This window comes from Sorangium sp. So ce385 (genome assembly GCF_051474135.1).
Classification (GTDB): domain Bacteria; phylum Myxococcota_A; class Polyangia; order Polyangiales; family Polyangiaceae; genus Sorangium; species Sorangium cellulosum_D.
Genome location: NZ_CP150337.1, coordinates 2,085,084 through 2,099,168, shown reverse-complemented (window position 1 = coordinate 2,099,168; position 14,085 = coordinate 2,085,084). Strand labels below are relative to the sequence as shown.

The window sequence follows — 14,085 nt, the reverse complement described above, 5'->3', positions numbered from 1 at the left end:
GGCGGGAAGGCGGGAAGATCATGAAGGTTTTCTTCCCGCCTTCATGTTCAAATTTGACCACTACTCGCTCCGATGGCTCAGCCACCGCGCCCGCCGCCGGCGCGCCCTCCCTGGCCGCGGCCGAGCAGGTCCGCGTACAGCGCGAAGAGCGCGTCGAAGTGCTCGTCGCTCGCGGGCAGCCGCTCGCCCGCGGCGCGGGCCGCCGCGGCGCGCTCGGCCCGGGGGCGCTCCAGCACCCGCTCGATCGCGGCGGCGACCTCGGCGGCCGGGGCGCGCGGCGGATACGCCTCCGCGGCGCCGGGGCTCACGAAATCCATGGCCGCGCCGGCCGCGGGGACGACCAGCGGCAGGCCCGAGCAGAGCGCCTCGCCCAGCACGAAGCCGAACGTCTCGGCGGCGCCCCCGTGGACGAACACGTCGGCGCTGGCGAGCAGCGCCGCGTAGGTGGCGCGGTCCTTCGCGAAGCCGAGGAAGCTCACCTGCGGCAGGCCGGCCGCGCGCCGCTCGAGCCGCGCCCGCTCGGGCCCGTCGCCCAGCACCGCCAGCGCCACCGGGCGCCGCGCCGCGAGCTCCCGCGCGGCGTCGATCACGAGCGCGACCCGCTTCTCGACGGCGAGCCGGCACGCGACGAGCAGCAGCGCCGCCGAGGGGTCGTCCGCGAACCGCCCGAGCAAGCTCCTCCGCAGCGCGGCGTCGGCGCGGGAGGGATCGAACGACTCGCGGCGCACGCCGAAGGTGACGCGGTGGACGCGCTCGCAGCCGTGCGCGCGGAGCTGCTCGGCGATGAACGTCCCCGGGGCGATCGTCGCGTCGAACCGCCGCGACAGGGCCCGCGGCCAGGCGAACAGCGCGCCCTCCAGGGCGCGGGCGACCGCGCGCGGGCGCAGCCGGTCGAGCAGCGGCGCGGCGTACGTGCTGATCTGGTCGGAGTGGTACACGAACGTGCGGAGCGGGACCCCGCGCTCGGTCGCCGCGACGAGCGCGGCCGTGTACGGCGCGCTCGCCTGCAGCACGTCGGGCGCCTCGCGGCGGATGATCGCGCGGACCGCGCCGAGCCGGAGGAGGGCGTGGTACGTCGGGTCGTACGGCATCGGCGGGCCGGCCACCCGCACGATGCGGCCCTGCTCGAGCGGCACCACCTCGTCGCGCGGCCCGGGCGCCACGACGACCACCTCGTGGCCGCGCCGGCTCCCCTGGCGCACGAGCTCCTCGAGGTACGACCGAACGCCGCCCCCGCGCGACGAGAAGAACTCCGCGACGTCGAGGATCTTCACGAGTGCTGGCTCCCTCTCCAGAGCAGGCCGCCCTTCCAGGCGCGCTTGAGCGCCCCGGAGCGGTTCATCACGTGGAGCAGCGCCGGCAGGAACAGGAGCGCGCTCGCCACGCACGCGACCTCGCCGCTCACCGCGACCCAGCCGAACGAGTTCAGCGCCTGGTTGTCGGCGAAGACGAGCGACCCGTAGCCCAGCACGGTCGTGTAGCTGCAGAGCGCCACCGGCCCGGCCGAGCGCTTCAGCGCGAGCGCCACGTCGCCGCCGAGCAGGCGCGCGCGATCGAAGACGTTGAACGGGTACTCGCAGCCGATGCCGAAGGTGATCGGGAGCGCGATGAAGTTCAGGAAGTTGATCTTCACGTCGAGCATGGCCATCGCGACCGCCGTCCCGAGCACGCCGAGCACCAGAGCCGACAGCACCGAGACCGCGCCCATCAGGCTGCCGGTCGCGAGCACCACGACGAAGGTGACGGCCAGGAACGACGCCGCCGTCGCCAGCGGGCCGTCGCGCTCCATCGACCGGATCATCTCGGCGAAGACCGTCGGCCGGCTCGCCGTGACGACGTGCGTCCCGTCGGGGAGGACCACGTTGCCGGTCGTGTTCGCCATCCGGAGGAGGTTCTTGCCGTTCGAGAACGAGACGTTGTTCTTGTACTTCACGTAGAACACCGTGCCCACGACCCCGTTGTTCTCCTCGAACCGCCGCCGGATGAGGTCGGGCAGATCGTGCGGCGTGATCACGCGCAGGGCCTCCGGCGGCCGCATCTGCTGGACGCGCTCCCGATCCTCCGGGGACAGGGATTTCAGCACGCGCGGGGTCAGCCGGTCGCGGATCCGCCCCAGGATCTCGATCTTCTGGCGCTGCTCCTCGGGCGAGCCGGGCAGGACGTCCGCGATGGTCGCGACGTCGGCCACGAGCTTGCCCTCCGGGTCCTTCGCGTCGTTCTCCAGGATCTGCGCCTTGATGGCCGGCACCTGCTCGGGCGTGTCCGCCAGCATCATCGCGCCCGCGACGTTCATCTTGCCGCCGAACACCTCGGACGCCTTGAGCGACCAGCTCCCCGCGCCCTTCTCCCGAGAGCTCTTCGAGCCGAGGCGCGCGAAGTTGTACTCCCACGGGTCCTTCACGTACGCGGGGAGCTTCCACGCCGAGAGGATCAGGATGAGCGGCGCCACGGCGAGGATCACGACCGGCCAGCGCCTCGTGACCCGCGCGAGCTGCCGCGCCCCGGGCCCGGCGGCGCCCTCGTCCGAGACGCGCGGCGGCGGATCGCGCAGCCAGCGCGGGAGCCTCGCCTGGATGCGCTCGATGGCGACGAGCGTGGCCGGCACGAGCGGCACGATGGACGCCCACACCATGAGCATCCCGACGAAGCCGATCGTGCCGAACTGGCTGAACCCCCGGAAGTGCGTGATCGTGAGCGAGCCGTACGCGATCGCCGCCACGCACGCCCCGACGAGCTCGGCCCGGAACGCGTTGACGACCGCCTCGCGCCGCGCCTCGTCCGCCGCCATGCCGCGCGCGCGGAAGTCGCGGTACCGGGACAGGAGCACGATCGGGTAGTTGACCCCATTGCCGACGATGATCGCCCCGAGGAACGCGCCGACCGTGTTCACGTAGCCGTACGTCGCCGTCGCGAACGCGTACCCGGCGCTCGCGCCGAACGCCGTGGGCAGGGCGATGACGATCAGCGACCAGGGCGAGCGGTAATAGAGCGCCACGCCGCCGAGGATCAGCACGAGGGCGATGACCGTGGCCCACACCGCCTCGCTCACGAGCGACTTCTGCTCGGCGATCGCGTTCGGGATGTCGCCGGCGTACCCGACCTGCATGGCCGGGTGGAACTTCGCCGGGTCAAGCCGCCCGACGAGCGCGGTCACCTCGTCGAGGAGCTTGGCCGCGCTGCGATCGCCCATCCCGGCGCTCCGCGAGACGATGCGGATCGCGACCATGCGCCCGTCGGGCGTGGAGAAGTAGCCGCTCGGGAACTCGTCGATCTTCTTCAGCCGCCGATCGAGCTCCGCCCACGTGTCGTCGAGCGACAGGCCCTTCTTCGCCGGCGCGCCCGCCGCCTGGCCGCCGCTCCCGCCCTCGCTCGCGCCGCCGCCCTCGCCCGCGTCGAGGTCGTCGATGAGGCCGCTGCGGAGCGCGATCTCGAGCTCGATCGCCTCGTCCGCCTGCTCGAGCTCCCGGACGCCCGCGTAGAGCCACTTGTTCTCGTCGAAGAAGCGGCGCACGTCCTTGGTGCCGGTCTCCACGTAGCGGATGAGCGACGCGGGCCCGCACGCGCTCCGGCACGCGTCGTCGGCGCACGCCGCGAGGCAGGCCGCGCGCGCGGCGTGGTGACGGAGCGGCTCCTCCAGCTGCTCCGAGAGCGCGTCGATGAACCGCTCGTTCGCGCCGCGATCCGGCGACTCGGCGATCACGATGAGCTGCGCGCCGCCGTCCACGCGCTTGGCCTGGCGCTCGTAGGCCATGAACGCCGGGCTGTCGCTCGGCAAGAGCTCCCGGAGCTCCGTGCGCAGCTCGAGCCGCGAAGCGTAGCCCCAGAGCCCTGCCATGGCGGCGATCGCCAGGCCGATCACGAGCCAGGGACGTCGCCCGCTGAAGTCGACGAGCACCCCGATCATCCTGAGGAGCATGCGAAAGACACCTCGAGCCGGCGCCGCGCGGAGGGCGGCGCCGGGCCGGTCTTACCACGCGCGCGAGGCGCGCACGGCGGCCAATGCCGAGAAGGACCTCACGCGCAGAATCACGCGCAGAACGACGGCTGGATGCCCTTCGGCCGCGGCGCCGCGGCCGGGCGCAGGTGACCGAAGGCGAACAGGCCGCCGGTGAAACCCACCCACGAGCGGAAGTGCCGGAAAGTCTCCCACCACTGGAGCGCCTTCGGCCCCTCGACGAGCGGCCGGATCCCGGCCTCCCGGGCGTGCTCGCGCGCGTTCACGAAGGCGTTCGCGAGCATCCGCTGCACCACGATCGGCGAGGACCGCTCGCGCGCGCGCTGCGCGGCCGCGCTCCCGAGCCGCGCGGCGGCCTGCGGGTCGCGCGCGAGCGCGAGCGCGGCGTTGCCGAACGCGGCGTTCGCCCTGTCCTCCGCGAGCGCCCCGCGGCCGGGATCGAGCAGCAGGCCGTTGTAGCCGCTCTGGATCTGCGAGCTCACGCCCATGCCGTCGGCGAACGCCACCGTCGGGGAGCCGCACCAGAGCGCCTCGCTGAGCACGTTGCCGAACGTCTCGCTCAGCGACGCGTGCAGGAAGGCGGTCGCGTGCCGGTAGTAGTCCGAGATGCGGCTGTACGGCACCTCGCCCGTCATGATCACCCGCCGGGCGACGCCGAGCTCCCGCGCGAGCGCCGCGTACGCCGCGCTGTCGGGCCCATCGCCGACCAGCGTGAGCGTCGCCTGCGGGTGGTGCGGGGCGATGTGCTCGGCGAAGATGCGGATCAGGCGGTGCTGCGACTTCTCGCGCGTGTGGCGCCCGGCGCAGACGAAGCGCGGGCCGCGCACGTCGAGCCCGCGCTCCTCGAGCAGCGGCGCGTACGGGTCGGGGCCGAGCGGGCGATCGAACACGTCCTCCGGGACCATCCGCGGGATGACGTGGATGGGCACCGCCACCCCCCGTTCGCGCCAGTAGTCGCGCAGGCCCTCGCTCAGCACGACGAGCCCGTCGCCCTGGTTGTAGAGATCCACGAAGAGCCGCTCCATCGGGGCGCGCAGCGTCTTGTGGAGCACCGTGTGGACCGCGCCGATCCGGGACACGCGCTCGGGCAGGAGCACGTCGTACGCGGCCGCGAGGTGGGTCGTGTTCACGCAGAGCAGCGGGATGCCGCGCATCTTGCGCAGCCAGATGCCGAACTCGACCAGGAGCGTCGTGGTCTGGGCGAAGCAGATGTCGAAATCCCACCGCATCGGATCGAACACGGAGGACTCCAGGGGCATCGGCAGGTGCACCCCCGGATAGGTGCGCAGGGGCAGGCTGGGCAGGGCGATGGTGCCGGGGGGCATCTCGTCGGCCGAGGCGTCCGGATCCCGGGGTCCGATCAGTGTTGCCTGGTGACCACAGGTGTTGAGCGCGCGATACAGGGCCCGCGTCTGGAAGACGGCCCCGTTCGCGTAAGGAATGCGCGTGAAGTCGCTGAGGATGGCGACCTTGAGCGGCCGCCCGTTGGCTCCGGAGAGGGCAGCGAAGGGATTTTCAGGAAGAGCCGCCTGCGCCCGGGCGGGGGAATGCCCTCCCCGCGCCGATCCCGTCGATGGAGTGTGGCGCACCGACGCGATCGCCTCGTGCTGTACGCGATCGATGCGGTGCTCACCCAGCGGCCGAATTGCATCCATGGTCATCTTCGTTGCTCCTTCGAGAAGCGGCGCAGCCCTTCGTCCACGGCCGGCGCGCGCAGCGCGACGGGCGATATGACGTTCGTGTCGCGCTCCTGGCAGCCGTGTCGTCCTGCGCCCGCGAGCGCAGCCTGCTGCTCGCCACAGCAGCGATTCCTCGCCCTCGTCACTCCGAATCGACGGGGACGTTTAGCAAACCTCGTGCCTATCTCACCACCTGCCATCGTCGCGTGAGTGCGAACGCGGCGATGCACCTAGGCCATTCGGCGCGCCTCATCAAGCGTGGCGAGCACGGCCGAGGGCGCGTCCGGCAGCGAGCCCGCGAGGTCGACGCGCGCGAAGTCGCCTGCGCGGACGCGCTCGAAGAAGCGCGCCACGCAGCGCGACGAGAGCGACGCGAACGAGCTCGCGACGGCGACCCCCGCGGCCGCGGCCAGGCTCGCGTTGAGCGCCTGCTCGTGATCGCGCGCTTCGTGGAGGGCGAGCACGGGCTTGCCCGCGAGGACGCACTCGGCGAGCAGGTTGCTCCCGGCCGAGGCCACGACGGCGGACGCGGCGGCGAGGTGGGCGAGGAAGTCGCGGCTGTCGAACGGCATCGCCCGCACGCCGGGCACGCGGAGGTCCGGGTCGCCGAACGCGATCACGCGCCGCCCGCCGGCCGCGACGAGCTCGATCGCCGCGCGCGCGTTGCGATCGCGGAAGTAGCAGACGACGGCGCCGGGCTCGATCCCCTGCCCCGCGCCCGCGGGCGGACGCCGCGGCGCCGGGCGCGCGACCACCGTGCGCGGCATCGCCGGCTCGGCGGGCAGGAAGTGGACGGCGACCGCGTAGGTCCGCCGGGTGACGGCCCACGTGGTCCGGCGGCAGGCGAGCACCGCGAGGCGCGGCAGCTCCTCGGGCAGGCGGCAGCGCTTGAAGAGGAGGTCGTGGCCGAGCGCGACCGCGGGGATCCCGAGCGCGCGGGCGGCGAGCAGCGAGGGCACGTCGCCGTCGCTCAGGATGGCGTCGGGCCGGAAGTCCGCCTGCTCGACGATCTCCCTGGCGAGGCGGCGCGGGAGCTCGATCACGCCGCCGAGGCCGGGGTAGATGGGCCGGACGAGGCGGTGCTCCGGGAGGGCGCCGAGCAGATCCGCCGCCTGGCCGCCGCCGTAGATCCTGAGCTCGTGGCCGCGCTCGCGGAGGGCTCCCGCGATCGCGAGCGCGCGGCTCGCGTGCCCGCGCCCGCGGCCGTGGACGTAGTAGCCGATCTTCGCCACGCGCCCTCAGGGCTCGCCCGGCGCGGCGCCGCGATCGCGCGGGTGACCGTCCACCGCGACGCCGGAGCCGCCCGGCGCCCGGTCGCGGCGGTCGTGCTGTCCATCGAGGACCACGCGCGCGCTCCCCTGCTTCATCGCCGCTTCTTCCCCGCGCCGGCCCGACCGCCGGCGATGGCCTTCACCTGCTCGTACCGGAAGCAGCTCACGAGGTGATCGTTGACCATCCCGGTCGCCTGCATGAGCGCATAGCAGATGGTCGAGCCGACGAACTTGAAGCCGCGGCGCGCGAGGTCCTTGCTGAGCGCGTCCGAGATCTCCGTCTTCGCCGGGACCTCCGCGGGGGCGCGGAACGCGTTGACGACGGGCGCGCCGCCGACGAAGCCCCAGAGGTACGCGTCGAAGCTGCCGTGCTCGCGCTGCACCTCGAGGAAGCGCTGCGCGTTGACGACGGCCGACGCGACCTTGAGCCGGTTGCGCACGATCCCGGGGTTCGCGAGGAGCTTCTCCACGCGCGCTTCCGTGAAGCGGGCCACGCGGGCCGGGTCGAAGCCCGCGAACGCCTCGCGGTACGCCGCGCGCTTGCGCAGCACGGTGAGCCAGCTGAGCCCCGCCTGCGCGCCCTCGAGGATCAGCATCTCGAAGAGCGCCTGGTCGTCGTGCAGCGGCACGCCCCACTGCTCGTCGTGGTAGGCGACATACTCGGGATCCGCGGTCACCCACGGGCATCGCTCCGGCATCGCGCGGCACTGTAGCAGCTTCCTCTCCGCGCGATTCCGCGCAATCTTGCGCGATCACGCGCGCCGCTCCGCGGGGGCGACGTGCGCTTTGACTCCCCGCCAGCGCAGCGCTCCAATGCGGCCTGCACCCTGGGCCGCGCCGCACCATGAACGCCTCGAGCAGCTCTCATCCGACGGGATCCCAGGGACCCTCCGGCCCGAGCTCGACGGAGGAGCGCCGCGCGATGGCGCGGGGCCTCCCCACCGCGCTGGTGGCCTGGCCCACCTTCGCGGCGCTCGACGTGTTCGTCGTGCTGGCGGTGTTCCCGAGCGCCTCGATCGCGCGGCTGCTGCTCTACCGGCTGTTCGGCGAGATCATCCTGCTCTGGCTCTACCTCCTCGCGCGGCGCGGGCAGACGTCGGCCGAGCTCCTCGACGCGGCTCACGTGTTCGCGGTCTGGAGCACGGGGGGGCTGATCTCGGTGATGGCCCTGGAGTTCGGGGATCTCACCTGGAACTACATGCACGGGCTGTCGATCGTGATGCTCGTCGACGCGACGATCCTGCCCACGCACTTCACGCGCTCGCTGCGGATGACGCTCCCCGTGGCGCTCAGCTTCCCGATCATCATGGGCGCGGGGGCGTCGCTCGACCCGTCGCTCGCGGCGCAGTGGACGTCGCCGCGGTCGCTCGTCGTCTTCGCCTGCAACTACATCTTCGTGCTCGCCACGGCGATCCTCGTCTCGGCGGCGAGCCACGGCCTCTGGTCGGCGCGCCAGCAGGTCTACGAGGCGCGCAAGCTCGGCCGCTACCGGCTCGTGGCGCCGGTCGGCCGGGGCGGGCAGAACGAGGTGTGGCTCGCGTGGGACGAGTCGCTCCGCCGCGACGTGGCGCTGAAGCTGCTCCGCAGCGAGAGCAAGTCCGAGGGCGACGTGCGCAGCTTCGAGCGCGAGGCGCGCGCGACGAGCCGGCTCACGTCGCCGCACACCATCCGGATCTTCGACTTCGGGGCGAGCAGCGACGGCATCTTCTACATCGCGATGGAGCACCTGGCCGGCGCCGACCTGGCCACCCTGGTGCGCGATCACGGCCCGATGCCCCCCTCGCGCGTCGTGCACTTCGCGCGGCAGATCTGCCTCTCGCTGGCGGAGGCGCACGACGCGGGCGTCATCCACCGCGACATCAAGCCGCACAACCTCTACATCACGCGCGTCGGCGACGAGCACGACGTGCTCAAGGTGCTCGACTTCGGGATCGCGAAGCAGGTGACCCTCGAAGGGGACGCGAGCATGACGGACGTCGGCGTGATCAAGGGGACGCCGACCTACATGTCCCCGGAGATGATCTCGGCCGGCGCGGTGGACGCGCGCAGCGACATCTACTCGCTCGGGGTCACGCTCTATTACCTGCTGACGGGGGTGGCCCCGTTCGAGGGCCGGAGCTTCGGCAAGCTCGTCTACTCCCACATGACGATGCCGCCGATCCCGCCGTCGCTGCGCGCGCCGTGGCCGATCTCGTCGGAGCTGGAAGAGGTGGTGATGCGGTGCCTCGCCAAGCGGCCCGGCGACCGTTACCAGAGCGCGCGCGAGCTGCTCGCCGCGCTCGAGGCGTGCGCGCCGGAGCCGCCCTGGACGCCGGAGGACGCGAGGAGCTTCTGGGCCGCGCGCGCCGCGATGCCGCGCGCCGAGCCGCCGCCCCCGGATCCAGGCCCCACCGTGCGCCTTCGGCCGGACAAGGCCGTGCCGGTGGCCTGAGGCGGGCCCGCGCGGAGGCGGGCCCGCGCCGCGCGGCTCTCAGGCCTGGCTGACCCCGCGCCGCGCGGCCTCCATCAGGCCTGGCTGACCGCGACCTCGGGGAACCGCCGCGAGGCGGGCGGCGGCGCCCAGCGCGTGGACGGAGGGGGCTGCCCGTCGAGCTGGAGCACCGGGCGCTTCTCGACGATCGCCGGCAGCGGCCGCTCGCCCCGCGCGGCGAGGATCGAGTTGTAGAAGGCGCGGGCGCTCTCGTCCCACCCCTTGCACCCCGAGATCGCCGCGATCCGCTCGGGGTCGTACGGCGCGTACGCCGCGCGCACCATGGCCTGGGACAGCGCGCGCAGATCGCCGGGCGAGACGAGCTCGCCGAGCTCGGGGCTGCTCAGCACGTCGGGGATGCCCCCGACCCGCGTCGCCACCACGCGGCGGCCGGACGCGATCGACTCGATCACGACGTTCGGCGTGCCCTCGTGGTGGCTCGGCAGCACCAGCGCATCGCAGGCGGCGACCCAGCGCGCCACCTGGTCGTGCGGCAGGCGACCCGTCAAGAGGACGCGGTCGCCGAGCCGCTCCGCCGCCGCGCGGCAGGCCTGCTCGTCGGCGCCGCTCCCGACCAGCACGAGGTCGATGTCCGGGTGCGCCGCGGCGACCCGCTCGAAGGCGGCGATCGCGTCGAGCGCGCCCTTGTCGCGGAGCAGATGGCCGACGTAGAGCAGCGTCCGGCGGTCCGCGGGGCGGCCCAGGGCGGCGCGGGCCTCGCCGCGATCGCGCGGCCGGAACATGGCGCGATCGACGCCGTTCATGACGACATCGATGCGATCGCGCGGGACGCCGAGCGCGTGGACCCCCTCGGCGAGCTGCTTGCTCACGGCGACGACGCGCGTCGCGCGCCGGAGCCCCCACTCCAGCGCGGGCCGCACCGCCGGCTGCTGGGAGAGCACGTCGATGTCCGAGCCGTGCACCTTGACGACGGCCGGCACGCCGAGCAGCTCCGCCAGGCACACCGCGGCGAAGCCGTCCGGGTAGGCGAACGATCCGACGATCACGTCCGGCGCCGGGTGGTGCCGCGCGAGCTCGAAGAGCATCGAGGCCGCGTAGAGCGGGCCGTTGAGGTACGGCGCGACCTTCGGCAGGTACAGGAACCGCGGGTGGCGCACCGGCAACCCCTCGATCACCTCCTCGCGAGGGGCGTTGTCCGCGATTGACCACTTGGAGAACCTGGAGGCGCCCGGAAACCAGGGGATGGTGGCGAAGACGTCGATGTCACAATAACGCGACAGGGCGGCGAACTGCCGCCGGTTGAACGGCGCCTGGCCGGGGTTCATCGCGTTCGGGAAGACCTTGGTGATAAGCAGGATGCGCATACCTCTGCTCCTCCGGACTCGCCCGCAGGCTCGACAGGAGTCCTCCAAATAGGGGTGCGCGGCTCGCGCGCGGTCGAGCCACGGTCAGCAGAGAACATGCCACCCCGGAGAAGCTGGAAACGAGGCCGGAATGGCAGCAAGAGGCCGGCGCCAGCAACAAGCGAGCATCCAGCCTGCCTCAGGCGAGGCAAATTTGTACAGGACCGGCTGGGGTCGCTTGCGTGGGACCGTTCAGCAGACAGCGGGTTTGTACGTCAGGGCGACAATTTTACAACCCCGGGCTACAAGGAAAGCTTCGTCAGAAACGCATCGCCCTGGCCCGCGCCCGAGAGCGCCCCGTGACCGAAGTTGATCTTTCCGTAGAAGCGGCCGGCGAGCAGCACGCTCGCCCCTGAGTCCGCCGTGACATCCAGGCCGACCTGCGTCTGACCGTCCCCGAACAGCGAGCTGAACAGGTGATCGCCCGCGGGGCCGAGCTTGACAAGGTAAACATCGGTCTTGCCCCGGCTCGTCAGCGGCCCGCCGCCGAAGTCCGCCGCGCCGAAGAGCGGCCCTGCGAGCACGATGTTGCCGGCGGCGTCCACGTCGGCGCTCGCGCGCGCGCCCGTCTCGAAGTCGGTGAGCAGCTGGTCCTCCGCGTCGCCGAAGCGCCGGCTCAGGACGTGCGCGCCGTCGCTGGAGAGCCGGGCGACGTACAGATCCCGCCCGCCCGCGCTCATCAGCCGCCCGCCGCCGAAGTCGATGGTCGACGCGAACGTGCCCGTGAGCACCACGTCGCCCGTCGCCTCGTGAACCGCGACGTCGTGGGCCTCGTCGGCCTCGGCGCCGCCGAACCGGGCGCTCCAGAGGTGGTCGCCCGAGGGGCCGAGCTTGGCCAGGAAGACGTCCGACAGCCCCGCGCTCGCGAGCGGCGCCCCGCCGAGATCGATCGAGCCCGAGAAATGGCCCGCGACCAGCAGGTTGCCGTCCGCGTCGGCCGCGATCCCGTGGGCGTAGTCGTCGCCCTCGTCGCCGGCGCGCAGCGCGAGCAGCGTGCGGCCGTCCCCCGCGGCGAGCCGCAGCACGAAGGCGTCGCGCAGGCCCGCGCTCGTGAGCACGGCGCCGTCGACGTCGACCGCGCCGTGGAAGCCGCCCGCCACGAGGACGTCGCCCGCAGGATCGACGGCGACGCGATCGCAGCGATCCGCGCCGGATCCGCCGATCATCCGGCTCCAGACGTGCTCGCCGCCCGCGTCGAGCTTGACGACGAACACGTCGTCGCCCCCGTGCGACACGAGCACGCCGCCGCCGAGGTCGACGCTGCCGAACACGCGGCCCGCCACGACGACGGCGCCGGTCGGGTCGACCGCGAGCGCCATCGCGAACTGGTTGCCGTCGCCCGCGAAGCGCTTGCTCCAGAGGTGCGTGCCGAACCTGTCGAACTTCGCCACGTACGCGTCGGCGCCCGTGGCCGTGAGCGGGCCGCCGCCGAAGTCGACGGTGCCCTCCATCTGGCCGGCCACGAACACGTTCCTGTCCGCGTCGACGGCCACGGCGCGGGCGTACTGGCCGTTCGCGTCGCCGAAGGCGCGGCTCCACACCTCCTCGCAGGCGGGCGCGCGCCCGTCGCAGTCCTCGTCCTCGGGCGTGTCGCACGCGTCGAACGCGGGCAGGACCTCGCCCGTGCACGGGCCCCACGACGTGCCCTCGGCGTTGCAGGTGCGGGTGCCGTCCGCGCAGCGGCCGACGCCGCGCGTGTCCTCCGAGCCGGTGTAGCACGCCTCCTCCGCGCCGGGCGCGCACACGCACCCGGGGCAGCCGCAGTCGGGGCCGCTGCACGCGACCGGCGCGAGCTCCGCGATCCACGCCGCCACGCACGCGAGCTCCTCGGACGAGTACGGGGCCCCGCCGAGCGGCATGCGCGCGCCGCAGGACGGCGCGTCCATGAGCTTCGCGTAGAGCACGCTCTCCTCCGGCCGGTCGGGGTCGGCGAGCACGCCCGCGCAGCTCTGGGCCGGGCGCCCGGCGACGCGATCGCCGACGCCGAGCGTGACGAGGTCGAGGGCGGCCGCGGGCTCGCCCGGACCGTGGCAGCTCGCGCCGCCGCAGCGCTCGGCGAACACCGCGGGCACGTCGGCGCAGTCGGCCGGCGGGCGGCCGTCGGGCGTCTCGAACCGCGACCTGTCCTCGATCCTGCCGGGACACCCCGCGAGCAGCGGCAAGGCCGGCGCGGCGAGCGCGGCCGCCGCCCAGAACCCGCGGCGGAGGCCGGACGCGCCGCGCGCCGCGCGCGCTCCGCGCACCTCAGTACCCATAATAAGCAACCCCCAGGTGAGCGCCGAAGAGCTGATCGAGCGCCCCACCGGCGATGTACGGGTCCCCGGGCTCGGCGTCGAAGTCATAGAAGAACCGCGCGTACGACGCCCCGGCGCGCGCCTCGAGCCCCGGCGCGAACGGGACGGCGACCGCGACGCGCAGGTCGACGCCGCCGGCGCTGGGCTCGCGGAAATACGACGCGAGCGCGCCCATCGAGAGCGGCGCCTGGTAGCCCGCGCCGGCCTCCAGCGCGACCGGGCCGAGCGGGAGGCGGCCGTCCGCGCCGAGGCGCACGGCGACGTAGGACACCGCCGCCGCGTCGCGCGACGGGTCGCCGGTCGGCGCGACATCGAAGTCGGTCCAGCAGAGTCCGCCGCTCGCGAACAGGACCGGACCCGCCTGCCCGGCCGGGCGGTAACGGCCCTTGAGCCCGGCGTACAGCCGACTGAAGGAGGTCGATACGCTCGCTCCCCCGGCGCCCTCCGAGTCGAGGCCGACGGCGCGGGCGTACGAGAGGGCGATCCCGAGATCGCGGAGCACCGGCAAGGCGCTGCGCGCGAGCGGGTACAGCTCGGCTCGGAGGGACGGCATGGGCACGCCGAGCACCTCGTAGGTGCGGAGGTTCTCGGAGAGCAGATCCGTATAGGACAGCGTACGACCCGCGATCTCGAGATCGACTCCAGCGCTGAAGAGCTCGGTCCCCACGGCGGCCCTTACGACGGCCCTTACGACAGGTGGCGCGCGCCCCTCGTCGCGCTCCGCGGCCTCGGGGCGGAGCGCCGCCGCGGCCTCGGCGGCGCGCGCGGAGGAGGGCGCGGCGAGCGCCGCGAGCGCCGCGCCGAGCAGCGCGATCGCAGGGGAGCGGCGCGCGCGGCGCCGCGATCGCGCGGGAAACACAGGACAGGCGCGCGTTCGCCTCGTTGGCATCGAGCGCGAGCATAGTCGCTCTTCACGTCGCGGGTCGAGCGTCGCTTTCGAGATACCGAGTCGGCGACACCCCGCGGAGATCCGGGGTCATCTGCGGCGGACCGCGGCGAACCGAGCCCGCGGTAAGGCGAGCGCGCATGGGAGGATCGCATCGGCCCCAAGC

10 protein-coding genes are annotated in these 14,085 nt (G+C 73.3%); 1 reads left to right on the top strand and 9 read right to left on the bottom strand.

Features of this window, described 5'->3' with window-relative positions; genetic code table 11:
• Window positions 1–77 precede the first annotated feature (77 nt).
• The 6 genes from WME83_RS07695 to WME83_RS07670 all read right to left on the bottom strand — a co-directional run bounded on the left by WME83_RS07695 (window position 78) and on the right by WME83_RS07670 (window position 7,603).
• Window positions 78–1,274, bottom strand: coding sequence for a glycosyltransferase family 4 protein (locus WME83_RS07695; protein ID WP_437318606.1), 1,197 nt, complete (start codon window positions 1,272–1,274; stop codon window positions 78–80).
• Window positions 1,271–3,916, bottom strand: coding sequence for an efflux RND transporter permease subunit (locus WME83_RS07690; RefSeq protein WP_437318605.1), 2,646 nt, complete (start codon window positions 3,914–3,916; stop codon window positions 1,271–1,273). Before WME83_RS07690 ends, WME83_RS07695 begins: the two co-directional genes overlap by 4 nt.
• 110 nt (window positions 3,917–4,026) lie before the next feature.
• Window positions 4,027–5,616: a glycosyltransferase gene (locus WME83_RS07685; protein ID WP_437318604.1), complete on the bottom strand. Its 1,590-nt coding sequence runs from the start codon at window positions 5,614–5,616 to the stop codon at window positions 4,027–4,029.
• A gap of 248 nt (window positions 5,617–5,864) precedes the next feature.
• On the bottom strand, window positions 5,865–6,866 hold the full coding sequence (locus tag WME83_RS07680) for a glycosyltransferase family protein (RefSeq protein WP_437318603.1): 1,002 nt from the start codon (window positions 6,864–6,866) through the stop codon (window positions 5,865–5,867).
• A gap of 6 nt (window positions 6,867–6,872) precedes the next feature.
• Entirely contained in the window at window positions 6,873–7,001 is a 129-nt protein-coding gene (locus WME83_RS07675) for a hypothetical protein (protein ID WP_437318602.1), read from the bottom strand.
• Window positions 6,998–7,603, bottom strand: coding sequence for a DNA-3-methyladenine glycosylase I (locus tag WME83_RS07670; protein WP_437318601.1), 606 nt, complete (start codon window positions 7,601–7,603; stop codon window positions 6,998–7,000). The genes WME83_RS07675 and WME83_RS07670 overlap by 4 nt, the downstream gene beginning before the upstream one ends.
• 224 nt (window positions 7,604–7,827) lie before the next feature.
• Between WME83_RS07670 and WME83_RS07665 the strand changes: the two genes are divergently transcribed.
• Window positions 7,828–9,336 carry a serine/threonine-protein kinase gene (locus WME83_RS07665; protein WP_437318600.1) on the top strand — a complete coding sequence of 503 codons (1,509 nt, stop codon included), beginning with the start codon at window positions 7,828–7,830 and terminating at the stop codon, window positions 9,334–9,336.
• 74 nt (window positions 9,337–9,410) lie between these two features.
• Here the strand turns inward: WME83_RS07665 and WME83_RS07660 are convergent, their stop codons facing one another.
• The 3 genes from WME83_RS07660 to WME83_RS07650 all read right to left on the bottom strand — a co-directional run bounded on the left by WME83_RS07660 (window position 9,411) and on the right by WME83_RS07650 (window position 13,892).
• Complete coding sequence (locus WME83_RS07660) at window positions 9,411–10,700, bottom strand: glycosyltransferase family 4 protein (RefSeq protein WP_437318599.1); 1,290 nt, start codon at window positions 10,698–10,700, stop codon at window positions 9,411–9,413.
• Window positions 10,701–10,981: 281 nt separating this feature from the next.
• Window positions 10,982–12,994 (bottom strand): nucleotide-binding protein, encoded by a 2,013-nt coding sequence (locus tag WME83_RS07655; RefSeq protein ID WP_437318598.1) that lies wholly within the window; start codon window positions 12,992–12,994, stop codon window positions 10,982–10,984.
• Window positions 12,984–13,892, bottom strand: a complete 909-nt coding sequence (locus WME83_RS07650; protein WP_437318597.1) for a hypothetical protein — start codon at window positions 13,890–13,892, stop codon at window positions 12,984–12,986. The genes WME83_RS07655 and WME83_RS07650 overlap by 11 nt, the downstream gene beginning before the upstream one ends.
• Window positions 13,893–14,085: the final 193 nt, after the last annotated feature.

What these genes read in the sequence shown, in the direction of transcription:
- WME83_RS07670 (WP_437318601.1), bottom strand. Translation starts at nt 7,603, where the DNA reads ATGCCGGAGCGATGCCCGTGGGTGACCGCGGATCCCGAGTATGTCGCC.
- WME83_RS07660 (WP_437318599.1), bottom strand. Translation starts at nt 10,700, where the DNA reads ATGCGCATCCTGCTTATCACCAAGGTCTTCCCGAACGCGATGAACCCC.
- WME83_RS07690 (WP_437318605.1), bottom strand. Translation starts at nt 3,916, where the DNA reads ATGCTCCTCAGGATGATCGGGGTGCTCGTCGACTTCAGCGGGCGACGT.
- WME83_RS07655 (WP_437318598.1), bottom strand. Translation starts at nt 12,994, where the DNA reads ATGGGTACTGAGGTGCGCGGAGCGCGCGCGGCGCGCGGCGCGTCCGGC.
- WME83_RS07685 (WP_437318604.1), bottom strand. Translation starts at nt 5,616, where the DNA reads ATGACCATGGATGCAATTCGGCCGCTGGGTGAGCACCGCATCGATCGC.
- WME83_RS07675 (WP_437318602.1), bottom strand. Translation starts at nt 7,001, where the DNA reads ATGAAGCAGGGGAGCGCGCGCGTGGTCCTCGATGGACAGCACGACCGC.
- WME83_RS07665 (WP_437318600.1), top strand. Translation starts at nt 7,828, where the DNA reads ATGGCGCGGGGCCTCCCCACCGCGCTGGTGGCCTGGCCCACCTTCGCG.